We start from the raw sequence: 21,524 nt of genomic DNA, 5'->3' as shown, positions 1-21,524 counted from the left end.
CTAAAAAAATAAACAGACATTTCCCTGGGCCCGGTAGGTGCGGTTTCCAACCGCACCGGTAAGGAATAATTAAAGAATGCAACACACATGTAGTATGTGCGGGACAGTTTACGATTTTGTATGGAAAGAGGGAACACCTTTACCGAAAAACTTCCCTTTCTGTAGCACTCGGTGTAAAGCAGCAGACCTGTCAAAATGGTTGAACGAGGAATACACGATTGCCACCGCACTACCAAATACGATGCTGTCGGACACCGAGCATGAAATTCTTGCCGAACTCGCTGAATTGGGCGTGAGTCCTGACGATGACACCGACTAAGTTGATTAGATGAATTGCACATTAACTAAACTTCGGGCACACCCGAAGTCGATCGAGATTCAGAAATATCTCTCAGACAAGCTGAGCGAGAAACGCTATCAGCACGTCCTCTCTGTCCAAGAGATGAGCGTTGATTTAGCACAGGTTCATGGAGCCGACAGCTGGCATGCCAATCTCGCTGCACTTTTGCATGATAGCGCAAAATGGATGAGTGTGCAGGAACTACACACGGAAATAAAACGTTACGAAATTCGTCTGGATCCGATCGAAAAGCAAAATCCATCTCTTTTGCATCCGTTCATCGGCGTAAAAATCGCAATAGAAAAGTTCGCTGTAACGGAACTCGAAATTCTTGAAGCCATTCGGAACCATACGACAGGTAGCCCCTCGATGGGTATTATTGCACAGATATTATATGTGGCAGACTTCGCAGAACCAACGCGTACCCATAAGGAGGTCGATGTCGTCCGGAAGTTAGCTTATACAGATTTACACCGAGCCGTGCACCATGTCGCGCGTGCGAAAATTGTGTATCTCTTAGAGAAAGGGGTGTTGATTCATCCGAATACGCTGCATACCTACAACAGGACATTAGAAGGTGGCGAGATTTAAAACGGAGGCGGCTTTCGTGCACCGCCGTAGTGTCATCGTTACATCAAAAACGCAACGTCTTGGTAGTACCAAAAACGTAAGTCCAAGCAACGCGCGGGGCTGGCTCTACGGAAAGGCACGTCAAACGCCAAACGAACCTGACCGAACCGCAAAGGGGGAACGTCTTGGTAGTACCAAAAACGTAAGTCCAAGCAACGCGCTGGGCTGGCTCTACGGAAAGGCACATCAAACGCCAAACGAACCTGACCGAACCGCAAGGAATAATTAAAAGATGGAAACCCAAAAGGATACGTTAGATATGGTGAAGGCTGCGGCATCTGCCGCAATGAGTCGACGCGCACAGGACGGCGTCATTCTCGATCTACGGGAACTTGACGGCTTCACGGATTTTTTTGCAATCTTTAGTGGCACCTCTGATATTCAAGTAGAAGGTATATCACAAGCCGTTATTGAGGAACTCGAAACGAACTGGGCACAGCGACCTTGGCATCAGGAGGGAGAGCGCAAAGCAGATTGGATTCTCTTAGACTACGTCGACTTCGTCGTCCATGTTTTTCTGTCCGATAGGCGTTCCTACTATAATCTTGAACGCTTGTGGGCTGAGGCAAATCAGATTGAATTGCCAGAACTCACGATGCCGATTCACCAAGAAACATGGGAAGAAGATATGGATCCCGATGGTGCGCTGGTTTTTGGTGAACAGGAGAAGACCACACCAGACGGATAAGTGCGTCTCGGCGAGATGCCTCGCTAAAAATTTGAAGTAGCGGAAATACGGAATATTGTTCAGGTAGGTTAATCGATAGCGAAGAGGAGAACTGTGACGTTATCAGTGCCCCCGTAATCAAGGGCTTTGTTGAGGAGATTTTCTGACGCTTCTTCAATATTGCGGGACGCCATAATAATCTCAGCAATCTCATCATCGTTGACAATCATGTCATGCAAGCCATCGGTACACGCGAGAACGATGTCGCCTGGACCTAGCGGATAGGCATCAGCACTGACAGTGACAGTGGGCATCAGACCGACAGCCTGGGTAACAATATTGCGTTTCTCGTGAACGCGACTCTCTTCGGACGTTATTTCGCCCTTTTCGACCATCTTTTGAACGAATGTATCATCTGTTGTTATTTGTGTGATTTTGCCATCGCGTAGCACGTACAGTCGGCTATCCCCGACATGGACATAGGTGAGGTAACTGAAGGTAACAAAGCCCGCGATGAGGGTGGTGCCCATACCGCGTGCCTTGCCACTGCTCTCCGCTGTGGTATAGATACGCTGATTCGCTTCCTCCGCGAGTTCGGTCAAAACCGCGAGTCTTTTCATGGGACCTAAATCGCTCTGTGGAGATGCTTGGGTTTTCGCCCACTCCTGAATAATCTCAAGCGCGATAAGACTCGCGACATCGCCGCTCGCATGCCCACTCATACCATCAGCGATGGCAAATAACTGGAGTTGCGTATCAAAATAGTATCGGTCTTCGTTTCTTTCACGAAGTTTACCTGTATCTGTTTTTGCTGCAAACTGCATCTTTCTATCGCTCGGGTCGTCTGTGGTTAAGAATATAAAAGGCTTATGAGTGCTGGTTCAGGAAGGGACCAGATGCATTCACGAAAACCACATATTTTGTTTGGAGTGTCGACTGCATAGAAAAACGATGAAAGTAAAATACGGTTTCAAAATTCACAGCGAAAGTGAAAAAATATATTGGGTCGGTCATTTCAATTACATGGTATATTAATTATGAATGTCCTAAATATTAATTATGCCAAAATTACGCTGACACGTCAAATTAATAAGGTAAATATGCACATAAAGAGGTTATCCACCGGTCCAAAGCACCATTTCTTCGGATATTACGGTATTAATCCGTGGGACCCCACAACCACCTACCATCTCGCGTTAGAGACAGATTTTCATACACACCGTCCTCTACCCGAAGATATAGCAACGGTTGGACTGATTCATCGTGAAACGCACGAATTTATCCCACACGCCAAGACTGCCGCTTTTAACCTCCAACAGGGAAGTATGCTCCACTGGATAAACGGCAGCGAGAACGGCGAACACGACGCTACCCGTGCGGAATTCACGTTTAACGATTGGGAAGATGGCGATCTCGTATCGCGTGCTTTAAATCCAAGGACGGGGACCCTCCGAACAATTCAGGGCGCGATTGCGGCTGTGTCCCCAACTGCTCCACTCGCCATTGGGCTTAATTACGGACGAATGGCACACTGTCGTGCTGTTGTTGGCTACGCTACACACACGAAATCCAGTGAGGTCATAGCACAACCCGAGGACGATGGCTTATATCAACTCAACCTCAAAGATGGGAGTTCTCAGCTTGTTCTCTCTATCGCAGAGGTCGTCCGAGCGAGCGGGGACGAACGGATGATAGGCAAACGTGTTTGGTTCAATCATGTTCTCTTTAATACAGACGGAACACGACTGCTATTCTTCTGTCGAGTGCGTCGGGAAACAGGGCACTCCACCTCGCTCTGGACAGTCAATCCGGATGGCTCTGATTTGGAAATGCAAATCCCATTCGACTATCGGGTGTCCCATTTCGACTGGCGGACGCCTACGCGGATTCTTGTCTCTTCAGACATATCCGGTGAAATGGGATTTGTTGAATTCACAGATGGGGTCAGAGACTTCACGCCGATTGGACGTCATGTCCTGCCGAGTGATGGGCACGCTTCATTCTCACCAGATCGCGAGTGGTTACTTTGTGATACTTACCCGCGCGGGGCAGAACGTTTGGCACAACTGATGATTTACAATATCACTGAAAACCGAAAAATTCTCTTGGGCGAATTCCACCACGAAGAACAGTTTGTTGGAGATATCCGATGCGATCTACATCCACGCTGGGCACCTGATGGAAAAACGATTACCTTCGACTCAGTTCATGAAGGCTCCCGACAGATATATCTCGTGGAAACACCGCACGCACGCCTATAGCAGCTTGCGGACCAATCAAGTAAGTCCTTCAGCCTCACAAATCGTAGCCCGTAATGGAATGGAGGGGTTTTTGCTTGGGTGTTTCTTCAGATTCGAGAAAGAAACGTTAAAGTTCAAACCTACGTCATTTAACGGCAAGGTATAATTAAAAGATGTTGCGAGATGATTGTTCTCATGAAAAAATTGGACGATTGCCAAGCATTGTAAGATGCCCCATTGCAAGTGTTAGGGAGCATCGCGAGGCTATCGTTCTAACAACAGATCCGGCGTGGAATACTGTGCGTGATATTGATATTAACACGCAACATCCGCGCTACGTTGAGGGGAATACGCAGGCAGATATGGCTGCACTCGCGGACGCCTGTACGGGTGAAGTGGTCTACGGTATCGGTGGAGGCTTGGCAATTGATACTGCCAAATATGTTGCTGCTGCAAAAGGAATCCCACTCGTAGCACTCCCCACCATTCTATCAACTGATGCTTTTCTTACGGATGCGACAGGCGTTAGAGAAAATGGGTGTGTCCACTATCTGCCCTCAAAAGCACCGGATACTGTGATTATAGATATGGATGTCTTGTGCAATGCCCCTGCCGCAATGCGAGCAAGTGGTGCTGCGGATGTTCTCTCAATCGCGACAGCGCTCTGGGATTGGCAGGAGGCAGAGAAGATGGGGGCAAATCCATCAAATCAACAACTGACACCACAAGCGATTGGCATAGCAAGTACGCTTCTTCAAACGCTTCTGGATAACGCACGGGAAATCGGGCGCGGGACGCCAACCGGTTTGAAACTCCTACTCGATCTGCTCTGTATGGAGGTCCAACTCTGCTATCAATGCGGACATAGCCGCGTTGAAGAGGGAAGCGAACATTACTTTGTCTATGCCCTTGAGAACCATTTGACACCCCCTGAAGAGGAATGTTCCGATACCGAGACTCTAAATGGGGACCCCCTCTTACACGGTGAATTGGTTGGACTTGGCATCCTTCTGATGGCTGTGTTGCAATCGCAACCTTGGACACAGTATCGTCACGCTTTGGAGTGTTTGCAGATTAACTATTTTCCATCGACTGTTGCCCGTGATGCAATTGCCGAAACGCTTATTAACCTATCCGACTACGTCGCGCAACACCAACTTCCATATACCGTGGCGACATCTTTACGGATCACTCCCGATATTGCCGAACGGACGATACAAACGATATTAGATTAAGCCTGAGGACATGGAGAAAAAAACGAAAATATGACATTAAACACGCAAATTTCCGAACTGCACAAGCAGGCACTCGTGATAGATTCGCATAACGATGCCATCGTGGCGCACATCCGGCGAGGGGTAGGGGTTGGGGTACCCAACCCCTGCGACGAAAACACCCAAAACGCCACACATCCCGTTGGGACTATCGCTTACCTTCGCGGTCCCGTTCCGCCGGAAGAGGAAGCCATAGGCATCCAACTCAACATACCGAAAATGCAGCAGGGCGGTATTGATGCTGCATTTTTTGCTGTTGACGTAACACGCGCATGGAAAAATCATCTCGCCTATGCGTTAGATGCCTTCGGGTGGTTCGAGACAGAAGTGACAGCAAACGCCGATGATATCTGTATCGCACGGAGGGCAAGCGACATCCGAGAAGCGAAAGCCTCTGGCAAGCTCGCTGCGGTTCTTGTGATTGAAAATAGCGAAGCCGTTGAAAGAAGTCTTAACATTCTCCGATCGCTCTATACACTTGGGGTTCGCTCAATTGGATTAACCCATAATCTGAATACGTGGGCATCGACAGGAAATGATGAAGAGGATCTGGGCGGTGGCTTGACGCGATTCGGTATGGCATTGGTCAAAGAGATGAATCGCCTTGGAATGCTTGTGGATGTTTCCCATATTAGTGAGCGTGGATTTTGGGACGTTCTGGAGCTCTCCGAACACCCTGTCATCGCATCCCATAGCAACTGCAAGACGTTGTGTCGGCACCCGCGGAACCTCAGCAATGAACAATTAAAGGCTTTAGCCGCTAACGGCGGCGTTGTCGGTATTACTTTTGTTCCGGGATTTATCACCACCGATGGGTGGACGAAGATGCCGCCTTTGGCGCAACTCCTCAATCATTTCGCCTACGCAATTGACATCGCTGGCATCGATCATGTTGGCATCGGATCAGATTTCGACGGTGGCGGCGACCTACTCAAGGATGCCAGTGAGTTCATCAAGATTGCTGAAGGTTTAAGCGATCGTGGTTATTCTGACGAAGATATCCGAAAAGTGTTGGGCGAGAATCATCTACGCGTTTTTGAGGCTGCGTGCGGATGAGGTAAGAGTATCGGAGATAGACTGCCACACCTCATCTACAGTAATTTTTTTCATACAGATATTATCTTTACATTTATCCGTGAATTGCTTACAAGGGCTGCAGGGCACATCGTGGCGGATAGTTTGATGCAACCCACCGAGAGGTTGAAAGCGGATATGATTGCCGGGACCGAACAAGGATACAGTCGGCGTTCCGACCGCTGCAGCAATGTGCATCGGACCCGTATCATTTGTGAGGAAGAGATCGCACTTTTCAATACAGGCGGCTAACTCCCGAACCTGAAGATTGCCAGCGAACGGGACAGCACGTGCATCCATCAGATTCGCAACAGTGTGCACGAGGTCCGCCTCCTTTGGTCCTCCAAAAATCAGGACCTCGGCATTGAAGTGCCGAACCACTCTGTCCCCAATAGCTGCGAAGCGATCGGGCATCCATTCGCGCAATTGCCATCCTGCCCCCGGAAAAATCCCTACCTTTAAACCCATCTCTGGGACACCCACAGCATCAAATCGCTGTGAAGCATCTGTGCGTTCAGATGCCTCAAGAAACACTTCAAGCCTTTGATCTACCGCTCGGATTCCGACTGCATGCAACAGATCAAGGTAGTGTGTTGTGGCGTGCTTGTTCCCCTGCTCAGGGACCCGAACAGTACACAGTGCACCTTTACCAACACGCTCGGCGGCACCGCTGCAATACATCAGCAGCTCCGTCCGAAACTTCCGCTGTAGATCGATAGCCAGCGTGAATTTGCGTTCACGTAAGACGCGGAGGATCCGCAACATCTCGCGGGTATCCTTCTGCTTCGCGCGCCGATCAAACGTAATTATCTCATCAAGGTGTGGATTTTCTCGGAGGACATCCGCCGACTGTTTTCCTACGAGCATAGCGATATAGGCATCCGCGAAATGGGCACGCACTGCTCGAATAACGGGTGTTGTCAGCACAATATCGCCAAGGGAGCTGAGACGAATGAGCAGTATTTTTTCAGAAACCATCTTTTTAACCGACGACCTGTTTTTCAAGATTATTTAACGCCGCTTCAACCAACCCGTCTATATCCAAACTCGATTCTGCGTCCGCTAATTCCGTGAGCGATGCCCGGGTAGCCGGATGCTGGGGGACAAAGAGAGAGCAACAATCCTGATGTGGACGTGTGGATACGTCAAAAGTACCGATCCGCTGTGCTTTTTCGATAATTTCAGCCTTGTCCTCGCCAATAAGTGGACGCAAAATTGGGAGTTCGGCAATCGCTTCAATCGTTCTGAGATTTGTTAAAGTTTGGGAAGCGACTTGTGCAAGACTTTCGCCAGTGACGAGTGCCTCTGCATTCGCCAGGGTCGCAATGCGCTGCGCAATTCGGGTCATCATTCGCCGATACAGCACCACGCGGAAGGGAGCCGGTGTCTCAGCGACGATAACCTGCTGGAGTTCAGCGAATGGAACCAGATAAAGCGTGCTCCGATAGTTTGATACCCCTAAAATCTCAACGAGTTCAATCACCTTCTCCAAAGAGGCTTTATCGGTATACGGGTAGCTGTAAAAGTGAATAAAAACGGCTTTCGCACCACGTTTTATCATCTGCCATGCCGCAACGGGGGAATCAATGCCGCCAGACAGCATAACGAGCACTTTACCACTCACACCGACAGGCAACCCACCAATCCCTGGAATCTTCTCGGTGGAAATATATGCCGCATTATGGGTTATTTTTACCCAGCAGACTAAATCGGGGGTATGCATATCCGCTCTCATCCCTGTTTCTTGGACGAGATAACCACCGACCTCTGCACTCACCTGCGGAGAGGTTAACGGAAACGTTTTATCTGTCCGTCGCGTCTCGACTTTAAGGGATTCGTAAGCATCGTTTTGGATGTGCCGGAGGGCAGCCGCTTTAATAGCCGTGATGTCTCTTTCGGTCCGACAGGCGAGTTGAAAATAAGCGATACCCATAACCCCCTGCAGCCGTCTCTTAACTTCCGTGATGTCAGTCCTTCGTCCGAGATGCACAAGAATTCTATCGTGAAGTCGCTCTACCTCTGCATATCCCGTGCCCCGCAAGGCAAGTTTGATGTTATTCACAAGGCGTTTCTCAAAAAACACTCTGTTTTTGCCTTTGAGTCCGACTTCGGCATAATGAACACTAAATAAGTTTTCCATTCTTTTAAAAACTCTGCACAGCATCTGTTAGACTAAAATGAAGTTTTGCAACGTTCCCCAACGCACGACTCCCATGCCTCGCGACAAATTCTTTACCCGCTTCTACGACTTGATACGAGCCTCTCGGCAAACAAATCTCATATTTCTCGGACAAGGTGTCCATCGCCTTCAGAAAAGCATCTCGAGCGATGATAGAGGCGGCAGCAACGGCAATATCGCGTTCCGCTTTCGGAACTTGTATTATCTTAATGTCCAAGGGGTTATCACTGGAAATTCTACCTTGAAATGGAACAGACGCATCTCCTTGAAAACGGGGTTTTCCGCCCATGCGTTGGCGGAGTTCCCGCGTGATGAGGTCGTCCTTAGAAAATCTGTCAACAAGCGCGTGCTTCGCACCCACCCGAGCCGCTAAAGTATGAATGGCTTCTGCATGGAGCGATGCCAGAAGGTGATTTAAGTTTTGTCCGTGCCTACGGAAATCGGTATAAAGGGAATTATACGCCTCGGGCATCCTTTCCACGACAACGATATGCCTTTCATAGCGATGGTGCATCGATTCAGCAAGGGCCCGAATACGGCGATTTGACAGCGTTTTCCCATCAGCAATGCCCAAATCGGAGAGGGTTTCTCGACAGTCTGCATCCACATAAACGGCTGCGACGACGAGCGGACCGAAATAATCACCCTTTCCTGCTTCATCCGTCCCGAGCCATGTGTCCCAATTGTGTATTTCGTTCATTTGTTTGCTGGATTTTGTGCGTCGTGTGTTCTGTCTCGGGTGTGTTCTTATACTGAATTCCGAAGTGCAGCGAATTCAGTAACCTGTTCGCCTACCGCTTTGACGCGCGCCGTCAATTCAGTATCGTATAAATTACCGTCCGCATCAAACGCCTCAGATGAGTTCGGGATTGATACATCGTTCGGGACAACCCATGCGTGAAGGGCAGTGCCTACCGTCCGCAACATAGAAAGCGCGTTCACCGCACCCATGCGTCCCCCGGATACACCGATGAGCCCAATTACCTTATTCTCAAATTCATCGAATCCCATCAAATCGAGTGCACTTTTAAGGACACCGCTGAAGCTCCCGTGGTATTCAGGCGATCCGAGAAGTATACCATGTGCGCGTTTCACCTTTTCCCGTAACTTGAAAACCCCAGGCGGGTAATCACTTTCGCTCGCCACAGAACCTTGGAAGACGAGGTCGTATTCGCCGAGTTCAAGCAACTCAACCTCGGCACCCGCGGCTTTCGCTGCGGAGAGTGCAATTTGGAGCGCAGCATGCGTCGAGCTGCCCTGTCGCAGACTCCCACAGATGGCAACAACATAGATAGATAGATCATCGGTACTCTGCATTTCGACCTCCTTTTCAAAAAAAATAAAGTGGGGCAATCCTCGTCAATTCACCTGCTATAAACGTATTGAAGGAACACCCAAGCAAATAAACCCTACAGGACTAAAGCGTTTTTTTTACACATCTTAGCATACCACAGAAATTAGGGTATGTCAAAGGATTTTTATCTATTTCCATTGGAAAATACGCGAGGGGTGGATTTTCCTTGACCTATTTAAGTTTTTTGGTGTATCATATTCTCAACGAGTTAAAACGCGGGTCTCTTTTTGAGGTTCGCACGGTATGTTAATTTTGTTTTAGACCTGAGGAGGTTTACCTGTGCGTTTAATCTTGTATCTATTCGCCGTTGCCGTCCTAATGGTAGGCAGCGCGCTCACTACACACGCCGTAGTCCAAGACGATGGCTTAATCCTTTACTTCAGTTTCGACGATGCCAAAAATGGAACAGTTATGGATGAAACAGGCGGCGGAAATGATGGGGCGATTGATGGAGCAGAGATTGCCACCGATCAAGTCGTCTACGGCAACGGATCGTTGCTATGCGATGACGGTAATGACGGTGTATCGGTCGATTCTTTTCCAGCATTAGAAGAGTATATAGACAATTCCTATCTCTTCTGGCTCAATTTCACCGATGTGAATTCCGGCGCGTGGAATCAAATTATAGCAAAAAAAGCACCCGGTTCTGACCGTTCTCCCGGGATATGGACCTGTAACCGCGCCAGTTTGCATATCCACTACCGCTTCAATCCGGGTAACCAAGGCACCCTCTGTGCAGGACCCGATGGCGAAGATGACGAATTTGCAGTCGGCGACTGGCATCACATCGCAGGGATCAAAGAGGGCGACAAGTTGAGGTTCTATGTCGATGGAGAAGAAGTCGTGGAACAGACTGTTCCGGCGAGCCACGCCCAAGGTGCAGAAAAACTCTATATCGGTAAAACAGGGTATGCCTCGGCACTCTTTTATATTGATGACCTTTATGTCTACGATAGAGCCGTCAGTGCTGATGAGGTGGCAATTGTCATGGACGGAGGTCTTCTCACGCCTGTGGAACCCCAAAACAAACTCGCTACCACGTGGGGACACCTGAAAACACGTCGTGATTAATTTCACATCACAAAATGTGGGATGGCTTTCATTCATGGCGTCCCACATTTATTTTTCCATCTGTGCCGATTTGTTCCGCTAAAGTCTTGCCTGTTTCTCAGACCGAAGCCTGCCCTTCCATCGCTATATCAGAATGTTCCAACCGCAGAATTTTCTTGACATCTTTAACTATTTTCTTTATTATAATACCTAATGGGTTAAAACGCGGGTTTCTTATTCTTTCAGAGTAGGCTTAAAGTCATGCGCTATAAGCGACCCGCACGGCACGTTAATTCGCTTAGACATGAGGAGGTTACTCATGCGTTTAGTTATGTATGTACTTACCGTTGCCCTATTAATAATAGGCAGCGCGCTCTCTACAGATGCCCGAAATGTCGAAGATAAAGGTTTAATCCTTTACTTCAGTTTTGATGAAGCGAAAGGTGGAAATCTTGTAGATGGGACCGGTGGTGGAAATGATGGTGAAATCGTTGATGGTGCGAAGATTGTCAAAGATGAAGTCGTCTACGGCAGTGGCGCAATGCTATTTGCAAAAGGTGCGGACAGTGTGCAGGTCGATTCCTTCAAAGAATTAGAGGATTATACGGACAACACGTATCTCTTCTGGCTCAACTTTACGGATCCGAACTCAGGGGGCTGGGATCAAATTATTGCCAAAAAAGCCCCCGGCTCTGACCGTTCTCCCGGGATATGGACCTGTAACCGTGTGCCGCTGCATATCCACTATCGGTTTAATCCCGGTAACGCAGGCACGCACTGCGCGGGGCCCGATGGAGAAAACGACACTTTTGATGAGAATAAATGGTATCACATTGCAGGGGTCAAAGATGGTGCCGAATTGAAGTTCTATGTTGATGGAAAAGAAGTTGTGAAGATAGCTGTTCCGAAGGATCACGCCCAAGGCGCAGAGAAACTTTACATCGGTAGAACGGGTTATAACGCCGCGAAGTTCTACATCGACGATCTCTACGTCTACGACAGAGCCCTCAACGATAAAGAGGTGGTAAGCGTTATGGACGGGGAACTGCTGCCTGTTGAACCTGGGGACAAGGTCTCCACGACGTGGGGACAACTGAAAAAAAATCGTGACTAATTTCACACCCTGAAATGTTGGGACGGCTCCCGTGCCGTCCCATACCTACTCTCTCATCGGCGTCCGTTTGCACATCAATGCCGCCTACTCCCCGCAATGAAAACCTTAATCACCTTCTTCGCTCTCCTCATTTCACTTTCATCCATACACGGATGGTGCGATGTTGAACGGGAACTCAACAACAGACTTGAACGTGCGGTGCGCCACCTTGACGCGGAACGGTACGACTTGGCACTCGCCGAATTTCAAAGCATCCGAAAAGAATTTGCGACATCAGAGAGCGTTGGGAGTCTCGCCGAATGTTATATCGGTATTGTTTATCAGGAACTCAACAGTTTAAGCGAGGCAGTAGCAGCATATCAGAGCGCTTTGGCACTAAAGGCACCGCAGGATGTGCATGGAACCGCACACCTTCATTTAGGCATCGTTTACAAGACCCAAGGCGAATCAACACTTGCCGAAAACCATCTCAGACAAGCACTTGCCCTGCTCCCTGAAACCGCGGAAGGACACATCCATCTCGGTGATGTGTATGTGCTGCAACACCGATTGGACGCAGCCGAAAGTGCTTATCGTGAGGGTATCCGTTTAAATCCGGATCATACTGAATCCTATTACGGATTGGGAAGGGTGTCAGAACTCCAGAATCGTCTACAACAGGCAATGGAATATTACGATGCCGCGCTCCTGCGAAATCAATATCTGTCGCAGGCACACTACCGGCGCGCCCTCACCTATCGACGGCTCGGAAACAGTGAACAAGCCGCGGCTGCCATGGCACAGTTTCGACACCTAAAAACTTACGAGGACGCAGTCCATGCGTATCGCGAGGCACTCTATCTCAATCCGAATCTACCGGTGCTCTACATCAAATTGGGAGAACTTCACGAGACGTATGACAATTTAACGGCAGCCGTCCAGATTTACGAGACGGCTACACAGGCGCATCCATCTTATGTGCCAGCGTATACGCATCTCGGCGAAGTCTTTATCAAACAGCGAGCCTTTGAAAAAGCGGCATTGGCATATCAGAAGTCCACAGAAATCGCACCAAACGACTCACAGGTATGGCTGAAGTTAGGAGTTATCTATATCAACCAACAGCAGTTTGATCCAGCGATTGCAGCGTTCAAGCAGGCAATCGTTGTAGATAACACAGCAGCGGAAGCCTATAACAACTTGGCGCGTCTTTATGCCGGACTCGGTAAAGACATACAGCAGGCAATTGACTTGGCAAAGCACGCTGTCTCCTTGGAACCGACCGCAAGATACTACGATACACTCGCATACACCTACTACCGCAACACACAATATGCGGAAGCTTCGGAAGCGATTCATCGTGCCCTCGCACTGGCACCAGATGTAGACGCATATAACAAACTCCTATTAAAAATTCAAGCCGCACAAAAGGAAAAATAGATGAAAAAGGGAATATGTATCGGCTCATTACCCGGTAACGCAACGGAAGCACGGTTTAAACTCGCGAAAGAAGCCGGTTTTGACGGTGTTGAAATTAATACCCTCGTAAATGATGCCGACCGGCACGAGATAAAGGCGATCGCAATACAGCATCAATTGGAAGTATTCAGTGTGATGAATAGCAAACACTGGGCGTGTCCACTTTCCGATGCCGACGACACGGTTCGTGCTGAATCACGAGACGGAATGCTTGACTCCATAGCGACCGCAACGGCTGTCGGGGCAGACACGGTGCTACTCGTTCCAGCTGTCGTCAATGAAGCGACCCACTATGAAGCGGCGTATGAACGTTCACAGGCAGAAATTCGAAAATTGATCCCAGAGGCATCCGAAAAAGGCATTACAATCGCCATTGAGAACGTTTGGAATAAATTTCTACTCAGTCCGATGGAATTTTCGCGGTATCTCGACGAATTTGAGCATGAAACCGTAACAGCCTATTTTGACGTGGGTAACATCGTGTTGTATGGATATCCACAGCACTGGGTCCGATCTCTTGGGAATCGGATTTCTAAAGTACATATCAAGGGGTTCAATGCAAATGAGACCCGGTTCACCTATCTGATTGAAGACTGCACAATCGATTGGAATGCTGTCATGGCAGCACTCGAAGATATCGGATATGACGACTATATGACCGCGGAACTCCCCGTTGACGGAGACAATCCGGAGGGCAGAGTGCATAGTATCAGCGATGATATGGACAGGATTATCGCTGGAAACGTTTAACCCGAATCCCAAAAAACGCTAACATAATTGGAAAGTATTCTATCAAATAAATGGAAGTTATTATTCAACCGACTTATGCGCAGCTTGTGGCGGTTTCAGCGGAAATTATCCGCGGCGCGCTCCTAAAAAAGCCGAACCTCGTTTTGGGACTCGCTACCGGTAGCACACCGATTGGGCTTTATGAAGCCTTGGCACGGATGCACAAAACGGAGGGACTCGATTTCTCAGCCGTGACGACTTTTAACTTAGATGAGTACGTCGGGATTCCACGGAGCCATCCGTATAGTTACCACACCTTCATGGAGACCCACTTTTTTAATGCCGTTAATATTCCCGCTGAGAATCGCCATATCCCGCAGAGCACCGCTGTAGAACACGAGGAATTTTGTGAGCAGTATGAAACCGCAATTGTCAACGCCGGTGGCGTTGACATCCAAGTTCTCGGTATCGGAAAAGATGGACATATCGGTTTCAATGAACCGAGTTCATCTCTGGGATCCCGGACTCGCATTAAGACTTTGACGCAGGGGACGCTCGAGGCAAACGCTCCACATTTCGGAGGAACCGTGGACGCGGTACCCAAAATGGCGATTACGATGGGAGTAGGCACAATTATGGAGGCAAAACAGTGTCTGCTGCTGGCAAACGGCGAATCGAAAGCCGAGGCGATTGCTCACACCGTGGAGGGACCTATCACAGCGGAAGTACCAGCATCGGTGTTACAGATGCATCCCCGAACGGTTGTCATCATTGACGAAGAAGCGGCTTCCCAATTGAAACGCGTAGCGTATTATAAACAGGTTTATGCCAACAAGCAGAAGCTCTTGTCCGGCGGATACTAAATTTCCGCTGCGTTAAATTAAGGGGCTTGAATACGCCAGATAAGAGTAGGAAAATAGGGCATTCTGACAATTCTTATTCGTCAGCAAGACCGTATTCTTTTGCTTTCCGTTGGATTGTGCGTCGGCTGACTTTGAGAATTTCTGCCGCTTTTGCCTTGTTATTGTCCACGGATTCGAGAGTCGCCCGCAGGACTTCTCGGTTAATCTCATCGAGCGACATACCGACTTCTACATTTAACCCTTGCCCACCGTTATTCGCACCAACTTGCCAGACATCAGGAACCGTAGGGGCTGGGTCACCCAGCCCGTAATTTGAAAACTCTATTCCCGTTGCTTTGAGAATGCGTTCAGGCAGGTGAATCTGCTGGATTGTCGGTTGATTGGACATAACAACCATACCTTCAATACAGTTTTTCAATTCGCGGACATTTCCTGGCCAATCATATTTCATCAACGTTCTGACTGCCTCCGGCGCTATCGTTATTGGAGATTTGCTGTTCTGTTGGCTAAACTCTTCAAGGAAATCTTTAACGAGTAACGGCACATCTTCAATGCGTTCCTGAAGTGTTGGAAGGTAGATAGGCACGACATTAAGCCGATCATAGAGATCTGGGAGGAATTCTCGTCTGCTGGAGGCGGTTTCTAAATCGTGGTTCGTGGCACACACAACACGGACATCAACCTGAATCGTCTTGTCGCCACCGACCCGTTCAAATTCACGTTCTTCGAGAACACGCAACAGGCGTGCTTGATTGGATGGACTCAGTTGTGAGATCTCGTCAAGAAATAGGGTCCCACCGTGTGCAAGCTCAAAGCGTCCGATGCGTTGATGATACGCCCCACTAAATGCCCCACGTTCGTGACCAAAGAGTTCAGATTCTGCAAGGTTTTCGTTTAACGTTGCACAATTGAAGGCAATAAGAGAACCCCGTCGTAAACTGCGATGATGGATCGCACGGGCAACCAATTCTTTGCCTGTCCCTCGCGCACCGTATATCACTACAGTCGCTTTTGTAGGTGCGATCTGCGTAATCATGTCGCGAATTTTCGTGATCTGAGGCGACCTGCCTGTAAGGCGGCGTAATCCTTCTTTCTCATCTATTTGCGATTGTAATTGCCGATTTTCAAAAGCGAGGCGTTGGTTTTCCAGCGTCCGCTGCAGCAGTGCCGCCAGATGGACAGGATTAACCGGCTTCGGTAAAAAAAACGTGTCTTTATATGCCAGCATCGCTTTGATACCAATATCGGTTTCCAGAATGTTAGGCTCCGTAATAAAAATTACACCGACATCAGGTTGATGCTGTGCCGCAGCCTCAAGCAGCGTCAATCCATCAATCCGTTCCGCTCTCAATTGGGCAATGAGAATATCTACCTTGAGATGCTCAATATGATGAAACGCTTGATACATATTCCCTGTAACCACAAGACGCAACCCTTGACCTGCGAGTGTTTCGCAAACAAGTTCCCGTTCCGTCCTGTCGGCATCTACAATAAGTACTGTTTTTTGCGTGTTCATAGAAAATATTCCCAATTTTCCACTCAAGGTATTTTCATTAAAAAAATATTTGTTTAAAATTTTGAATTCAGGTAAACTATTAAAATCATAGTATACGATGGAATTATACGATTTGATACGAAGAATTTTATTTCCACTTCTCCGGAGGAATGAATGGACAAAAAGCTCAGCTCACTATATAGACTCGGTGGGCTTACTGGCGGCTTGAGCGGCTTTCTCATGCTCGCATCAAGTATTTGGTTTATTTTTGGTTTATCAACTATTTCTTCACTCCCGTCAACGGAACAGTTTGAACTTATCGGAAGAATCGGGGTTTATCACGGAATCGGGGTCGTTTCAATCGTTTTGCTTGTGCCAACGCTATTAGCGGGGTATGGTTTACTTTCTTCAGACGCTGGTTCACGAAGTACGCTGGGAGCAAGCTTCGCCATCCCTTGGCTTGCCATAGAATTGATAGCCCATTGTTCACAAACTGCTCCACTAAACTCCCTATCCGAACTTGCCAGCGAATCAACGACCGCTGCAATTAGCACGTCCCTCTACGCATTGTGGGCAGAGTGGGGCGAAGCCCTCTTTATGACAGGTGCGTTCCTCTGTGCACTCCTTGCAATTTGTTACGGTTCCGCACTCCATTCATGGGGAAATCCGGTTGCGGGTTATCTGTTCTTTGCGTCAATGATCGCCTTTCCAGTGGGTATTCTTTTCGGACAGGGGATACAACTACATGTGCTTATCCGAGGCATCGCGTTCCTATTCTTTGGAGGCGTTTTAATACAAGCACCACATGAAGACGAAATATAGTGGACAATAGAATGAAAGCAACCGCCATTGTCCAGTAAGATTTTAATAGAACCTTACCCTATGCCTCATCCTCGTTTAGCAATCTCTCCAGCTCTGCCAGGATATCTTCTTCGTCGCTTGCTGCTTCTGTGGTGTCTGCCTCCAGTGTTTCCAAATCGGATCGAAATTCTATAAGGTTACTGAGATAACGTTCACGCGTAATATTTTCTGCCTCACCGTGTTCCTCACGTAAACATTCGCCACAGAACTCTCCAATCTGTTGAATTCCAGTGTCAATCTCTTGCAATGCTGTCGCTGTATCGTCCTCTTGCAAACGCAATTCTGCTTTGGCGATGCTGTGCATCATGAGCATGTAACCCTTGTACTGATAACTCCGCCACGCGATTTCCGATGGCGCACAGTCGCGTGCCAAATTTGTTACTGCCAGATTCGTAGCGGTATCGCGCTGGACATCTTTCCACCGTTTAATACCCGCGAATAGGAGATAACGGGTATAACGATGAAAAGATTCCTCAAAAAGGATTTCCCATTCCTCCGATTCCAATTGAAACCCCTCACGGGTTCCATGCGTTTCTTCATACCCTCGCAACTTTGCGAAGAAGTAATCGTAATAGGAATCTACTCCGTGCGGACGCATACCATCGGGACGACCGGTCGCATAAATGCGCGAGATAGTGAAGGCATTCGGTTGCACAATGACGACTTCCCTGCCATCCTCAATTTTCAGAACACTCACAGGACGTTCCTCATCAAGGTTTAGCGACTCAAGTATTCGGTCGAAGGTGTGAACCCATCGGGTGTTTCTCTGTATAGAATCATTCGCCATTTTTTAATTGTTCCTTGCGGATAAGTAATTGAAAACTATTAAAGCAACTGAAAATAATCTTGGAGGGGCGTGACTGTAATATCTCCTCGCTGCAACGCGTCAATGGCGTTAACAGCCGCAGCTGCACCGGGTATGGTTGAGAAGATCGGGATGTCATGTGCTATCGCCATTTCGCGAATGAGGAGCTCATTCGGGCGATGTAAGTCACCCGTCGGTGTGTTGATAATGAGGTCCACCGCATGATTTTTGATGTAATCATGAATCGTCGGTCTCCCTTTACCGATACTGAAGACCAGTTCTGACTCCATTCCATTGCGCAGGAGTACCTTTGCGGTGCCGTGCGTAGCGATAAGCTCAAAGCCCATGTCTGTTAGTTTCTTGGCGATGAAGATAATGGCACGCTTGTCTTTGTTTCTCACACTGATAAAGACCTTACCACCGAGCGGTAATGTATAACCACACGCCTTCTGTGCCTTCGCAAAGGCGCGGGAAACATCGGTATCAATTCCCATAACCTCCCCGGTCGATTTCATCTCAGGACCCAAGCGCGTGTTTGAACCCGGGAAGCGGTTAAAGGGAAATACCGGTGCCTTGACGCTGAAATACGCAGGTTCAATTTCGTTCGTAAATCCAAGCTCAGCGAGCGTCTTGCCAGCCATCACACGTGCCGCGAGTTTCGCTAATGGCACACCAATGGCTTTACTCACAAATGGAATAGTTCTGGATGCCCGTGGATTCACCTCAAGCACATAAATCTCATCGTTCTTTATCGCGTATTGAACGTTCATTAAGCCACGCACATTTAAGGCTTTCGCCAAGGCGTAAGTAAAGGTTTTGAGATTTTCAATCTGTTCATCTACGAGTGTATAGGGCGGCAACACGCAATCACTGTCCCCTGAATGGATGCCAGCCTCTTCAATGTGCTCCATGATACCACCAATAACCGTGAGGTTTCCATCGGATATCGCATCAACATCCACTTCAATCGCTTCTTCAAGATATTTATCAATGAGTACCGGGTGTTCAGGTGACGCTTGAACAGCGGAGTGCATGTATTCGTGCAGGAGTTCTTCATCGTAAACGATCTGCATGGCACGTCCGCCTAAAACATACGACGGACGCACGATAACGGGATAGCCGAGTGCCGCAGCAATAGGGGAGGCTTCCTCACTTGAGGTCGCAGTTCCGTTAGGCGGTTGCATTAACCCGATGTCGTCTAAAACCGCTTTGAAAAGACGCCGGTCCTCAGAACGGGCTATGTCCTCAGGACTCGTGCCAATTATCGGCACACCAGCATTTTTGAGCGCAATCGCTAAGTTCAACGGCGTCTGCCCACCAAACTGAACAATAACACCCGATGGCTTCTCTTTGTGATAAATGTTGAGAACGTCTTCACAGGTTAAGGGTTCAAAGTAAAGCCGATCGGAGGTGTCATAATCGGTACTAACGGTCTCTGGATTGCTGTTTACCATGATGGTTTCATAACCATCGGCTTTGAGCGCAAGGGCGGCATGGACACAACAGTAGTCGAATTCGATCCCTTGACCAATACGATTCGGACCGCCCCCAAGTATCATGATTTTGGATTTATCAGACGGACGCACCTCATCTTCACTCGAACAGGTCGAATAATAATAAGGCGTTTCTGCTTCAAACTCCGCAGCACAAGTGTCAACAGTTTTGAAAGTTGCGTCAACCCCGAGCCCCCGCCGACATTCGCGAATGGTTTCTTCAGGAACGTCGTAGATATCCCCCAACTGCCGATCCGAAAATCCAAACTGTTTTGCCTGCTTGAGAAGTTTTTTCGTGAACTCTCCATCTGTTTCGGGCTTTTCTAAATGTTGATCTATAGAGCGGCGGGCATCCGGTGCGGACAAGGCGTTTTCAAAATCAACGATTTCCTTCATGTTGTAGAGGAAAAATGGATCAATATGTGTGTAAGCGTAAATTTCCTCAATACTCATCCCCCGTGCAAGGGCAGCTTTAATATAAAAAATCCGTTTGACGTTCGGAACGCTCAACTTGCTCGGTAATTCAGAAAATGGAAGTTCCTCAAGTGGATGGTTATCTAAACCGTGCCATCCCGTCTCCAACGATCGCAGTCCTTTTTGTAACGCCTCTTTAAAGGTTCTTCCGATAGCCATCGCTTCGCCGACAGATTTCATCTGTGTTGTGAGGGTCTCATCCGTCCCTTGGAACTTTTCAAAAGCCCATCTCGGAATCTTGACCACCACGTAATCAATAGTCGGTTCAAAGCAGGCAGGCGTCTCGGCAGTGATATCGTTAGGAATCTCATCTAAATTGTAACCGACAGCGAGTTTCGCTGCGATTTTCGCAATTGGAAACCCAGTCGCTTTTGATGCAAGCGCAGAACTCCGAGAAACGCGGGGGTTCATCTCAATCACGACCTGTTTGCCAGTCTTTGGATCAACAGCAAATTGGATATTGGAACCGCCTGTGTCCACACCAATCTCACGAATAATCTTAATCGCTGAGTCCCGCATCAGTTGATATTCTTTATCCGTCAACGTTTGGATGGGTGCCACAGTGATACTATCACCCGTGTGGACACCCATAGCATCGACATTTTCAATCGAGCATATTATGACGACATTGTCCGCACCATCCCGCATAACTTCCAACTCGAATTCCTTCCACCCAATGACAGACTCTTCAATCAGCAGCTCATTGATTGGACTCAGGGCAAGTCCTGACGTGACCATTTTCTCGTATTCTTCGATGTTGTAAGCGATACCCCCACCTGTCCCACCAAGCGTAAACGCAGGACGGATGATCGCTGGAAATCCGATCTGTTCAACGATCGCAAGTGCCTCTTGGACCGAGTGAGCGATACCGCTCTCCGGGACTGCCAATCCGATTTTTGTCATCGCCTCTTTGAAAAGCGCGCGATCCTCTGCCTTTTGGATAGCAGGCAACTTCGCACCAATGAGTTCAACCTCATATTCGTCTAACACACCAGATTCTGCGAGTTCAACAGACACGTTCAAAGCCGTTTGCCCACCGAGTGTTGGCAGCAACGCTTGCGGACGCTCCTTGGCAATTATAAGCGCCACTGTGTCCGCTGTAATCGGCTCAATGTAGGTCCGATCGGCGAAATCCGGATCTGTCATGATGGTAGCAGGATTGCTATTAACAAGCGTAATTTCGTAACCTTCCTCTTTAAGTGCCTTACACGCCTGCGTTCCGGAGTAATCAAACTCACACGCCTGTCCGATGATAATCGCACCGGATCCGATAATTAAGATTTTCTTTATGTCTGTTCGTTTTGGCATTTTTTAAACTATCAAATCTGTTCATCGCTCCCTGTGCAAGCCTCTATAGGAAACCTGCAGGACAATGTTTCGCGATGGTTTTCGGTGGAGTCCAACTGCCCTGGGTTCTGAAAAGT

General features: G+C 48.4%; 21 protein-coding genes. 13 read left to right on the top strand and 8 right to left on the bottom strand.

Annotated features, from left to right (window positions below):
• Window positions 1-76: 76 nt before the first annotated feature.
• The 4 genes from F4X88_03040 to rsfS are packed head-to-tail and all read left to right on the top strand — an operon-like array spanning window position 77 to window position 1,658.
• Window positions 77-319 carry a DNA gyrase inhibitor YacG gene (locus F4X88_03040; GenBank protein ID MYA55249.1) on the top strand — a complete coding sequence of 81 codons (243 nt, stop codon included), beginning with the start codon at window positions 77-79 and terminating at the stop codon, window positions 317-319.
• Between the two features lie 9 nt (window positions 320-328).
• Window positions 329-931: an HD domain-containing protein gene (locus F4X88_03035; protein MYA55248.1), complete on the top strand. Its 603-nt coding sequence runs from the start codon at window positions 329-331 to the stop codon at window positions 929-931.
• On the top strand, window positions 918-1,199 hold the full coding sequence (locus tag F4X88_03030) for a hypothetical protein (GenBank protein ID MYA55247.1): 282 nt from the start codon (window positions 918-920) through the stop codon (window positions 1,197-1,199). Before F4X88_03035 ends, F4X88_03030 begins: the two co-directional genes overlap by 14 nt.
• Before the next feature lie 30 nt (window positions 1,200-1,229).
• A complete protein-coding gene (gene rsfS / locus F4X88_03025; GenBank protein ID MYA55246.1) occupies window positions 1,230-1,658 on the top strand; it encodes a ribosome silencing factor in 429 nt (142 codons plus the stop codon).
• A 68-nt stretch (window positions 1,659-1,726) separates the two neighbouring features.
• Here the strand turns inward: rsfS and F4X88_03020 are convergent, their stop codons facing one another.
• Window positions 1,727-2,461 (bottom strand): Stp1/IreP family PP2C-type Ser/Thr phosphatase, encoded by a 735-nt coding sequence (locus F4X88_03020; protein MYA55245.1) that lies wholly within the window; start codon window positions 2,459-2,461, stop codon window positions 1,727-1,729.
• Between the two features lie 213 nt (window positions 2,462-2,674).
• On the opposite strand from F4X88_03020, the gene F4X88_03015 reads away from it, so the two are divergent.
• The 3 genes from F4X88_03015 (at window position 2,675) to F4X88_03005 (ending at window position 6,207) form a co-directional block, all read left to right on the top strand.
• A complete protein-coding gene (locus F4X88_03015; GenBank protein MYA55244.1) occupies window positions 2,675-3,898 on the top strand; it encodes a hypothetical protein in 1,224 nt (407 codons plus the stop codon).
• A 152-nt stretch (window positions 3,899-4,050) separates the two neighbouring features.
• Entirely contained in the window at window positions 4,051-5,112 is a 1,062-nt protein-coding gene (locus F4X88_03010) for an iron-containing alcohol dehydrogenase (GenBank protein ID MYA55243.1), read from the top strand.
• 30 nt (window positions 5,113-5,142) lie between these two features.
• Window positions 5,143-6,207, top strand: coding sequence for a membrane dipeptidase (locus tag F4X88_03005; protein ID MYA55242.1), 1,065 nt, complete (start codon window positions 5,143-5,145; stop codon window positions 6,205-6,207).
• Here F4X88_03005 and F4X88_03000 read toward each other — a convergent pair.
• From F4X88_03000 to F4X88_02985, 4 genes are read right to left on the bottom strand one after another with little or no spacing between them, the layout of a single operon-like run.
• Window positions 6,178-7,203, bottom strand: a complete 1,026-nt coding sequence (locus tag F4X88_03000) for a glycosyltransferase family 9 protein (protein MYA55241.1) — start codon at window positions 7,201-7,203, stop codon at window positions 6,178-6,180. The genes F4X88_03005 and F4X88_03000 overlap by 30 nt on opposite strands.
• 4 nt (window positions 7,204-7,207) lie before the next feature.
• On the bottom strand, window positions 7,208-8,389 hold the full coding sequence (thiI, locus tag F4X88_02995; GenBank protein MYA55240.1) for a tRNA 4-thiouridine(8) synthase ThiI: 1,182 nt from the start codon (window positions 8,387-8,389) through the stop codon (window positions 7,208-7,210).
• Window positions 8,370-9,104: a ribonuclease HIII gene (locus tag F4X88_02990; protein ID MYA55239.1), complete on the bottom strand. Its 735-nt coding sequence runs from the start codon at window positions 9,102-9,104 to the stop codon at window positions 8,370-8,372. Before F4X88_02990 ends, thiI begins: the two co-directional genes overlap by 20 nt.
• Window positions 9,105-9,151: 47 nt before the next feature.
• Window positions 9,152-9,721, bottom strand: a complete 570-nt coding sequence (locus F4X88_02985) for an NAD(P)H-dependent oxidoreductase (protein MYA55238.1) — start codon at window positions 9,719-9,721, stop codon at window positions 9,152-9,154.
• A 316-nt stretch (window positions 9,722-10,037) separates the two neighbouring features.
• Here F4X88_02985 and F4X88_02980 point away from each other — a divergent pair, with 316 nt between their 5' ends.
• From F4X88_02980 to nagB, 5 genes are all read left to right on the top strand, one after another.
• Window positions 10,038-10,829, top strand: coding sequence for a LamG domain-containing protein (locus tag F4X88_02980; GenBank protein ID MYA55237.1), 792 nt, complete (start codon window positions 10,038-10,040; stop codon window positions 10,827-10,829).
• 283 nt (window positions 10,830-11,112) lie between these two features.
• The gene (locus F4X88_02975) at window positions 11,113-11,922 is read left to right on the top strand and encodes a LamG domain-containing protein (GenBank protein ID MYA55236.1); all 810 of its coding nucleotides are present in this window, start codon (window positions 11,113-11,115) and stop codon (window positions 11,920-11,922) included.
• 96 nt (window positions 11,923-12,018) lie between these two features.
• Complete coding sequence (locus F4X88_02970; GenBank protein ID MYA55235.1) at window positions 12,019-13,341, top strand: tetratricopeptide repeat protein; 1,323 nt, start codon at window positions 12,019-12,021, stop codon at window positions 13,339-13,341.
• Window positions 13,342-14,130 (top strand): sugar phosphate isomerase/epimerase, encoded by a 789-nt coding sequence (locus F4X88_02965; GenBank protein ID MYA55234.1) that lies wholly within the window; start codon window positions 13,342-13,344, stop codon window positions 14,128-14,130. It abuts the gene before it with no gap.
• Between the two features lie 50 nt (window positions 14,131-14,180).
• Window positions 14,181-14,972, top strand: coding sequence for a glucosamine-6-phosphate deaminase (gene nagB, locus F4X88_02960; protein ID MYA55233.1), 792 nt, complete (start codon window positions 14,181-14,183; stop codon window positions 14,970-14,972).
• 73 nt (window positions 14,973-15,045) lie between these two features.
• Here nagB and F4X88_02955 read toward each other — a convergent pair whose 3' ends face one another.
• Window positions 15,046-16,488, bottom strand: coding sequence for a sigma-54-dependent Fis family transcriptional regulator (locus F4X88_02955; protein MYA55232.1), 1,443 nt, complete (start codon window positions 16,486-16,488; stop codon window positions 15,046-15,048).
• A 153-nt stretch (window positions 16,489-16,641) separates the two neighbouring features.
• On the opposite strand from F4X88_02955, the gene F4X88_02950 reads away from it, so the two are divergent.
• On the top strand, window positions 16,642-17,289 hold the full coding sequence (locus F4X88_02950) for a hypothetical protein (GenBank protein ID MYA55231.1): 648 nt from the start codon (window positions 16,642-16,644) through the stop codon (window positions 17,287-17,289).
• 58 nt (window positions 17,290-17,347) lie between these two features.
• On the opposite strand, the gene F4X88_02945 is transcribed toward F4X88_02950, so the two are convergent.
• Window positions 17,348-18,115: a DNA helicase UvrBC gene (locus F4X88_02945; protein MYA55230.1), complete on the bottom strand. Its 768-nt coding sequence runs from the start codon at window positions 18,113-18,115 to the stop codon at window positions 17,348-17,350.
• A gap of 38 nt (window positions 18,116-18,153) precedes the next feature.
• Window positions 18,154-21,408 carry a carbamoyl-phosphate synthase large subunit gene (gene carB, locus F4X88_02940; protein ID MYA55229.1) on the bottom strand — a complete coding sequence of 1,085 codons (3,255 nt, stop codon included), beginning with the start codon at window positions 21,406-21,408 and terminating at the stop codon, window positions 18,154-18,156.
• Window positions 21,409-21,524 lie beyond the last annotated feature (116 nt).

It is taken from the genome of Candidatus Poribacteria bacterium, assembly GCA_009839745.1.
Lineage (GTDB): Bacteria > Poribacteria > WGA-4E > WGA-4E > WGA-3G > WGA-3G.
This window is presented reverse-complemented; position numbering and strand designations above follow the sequence as displayed.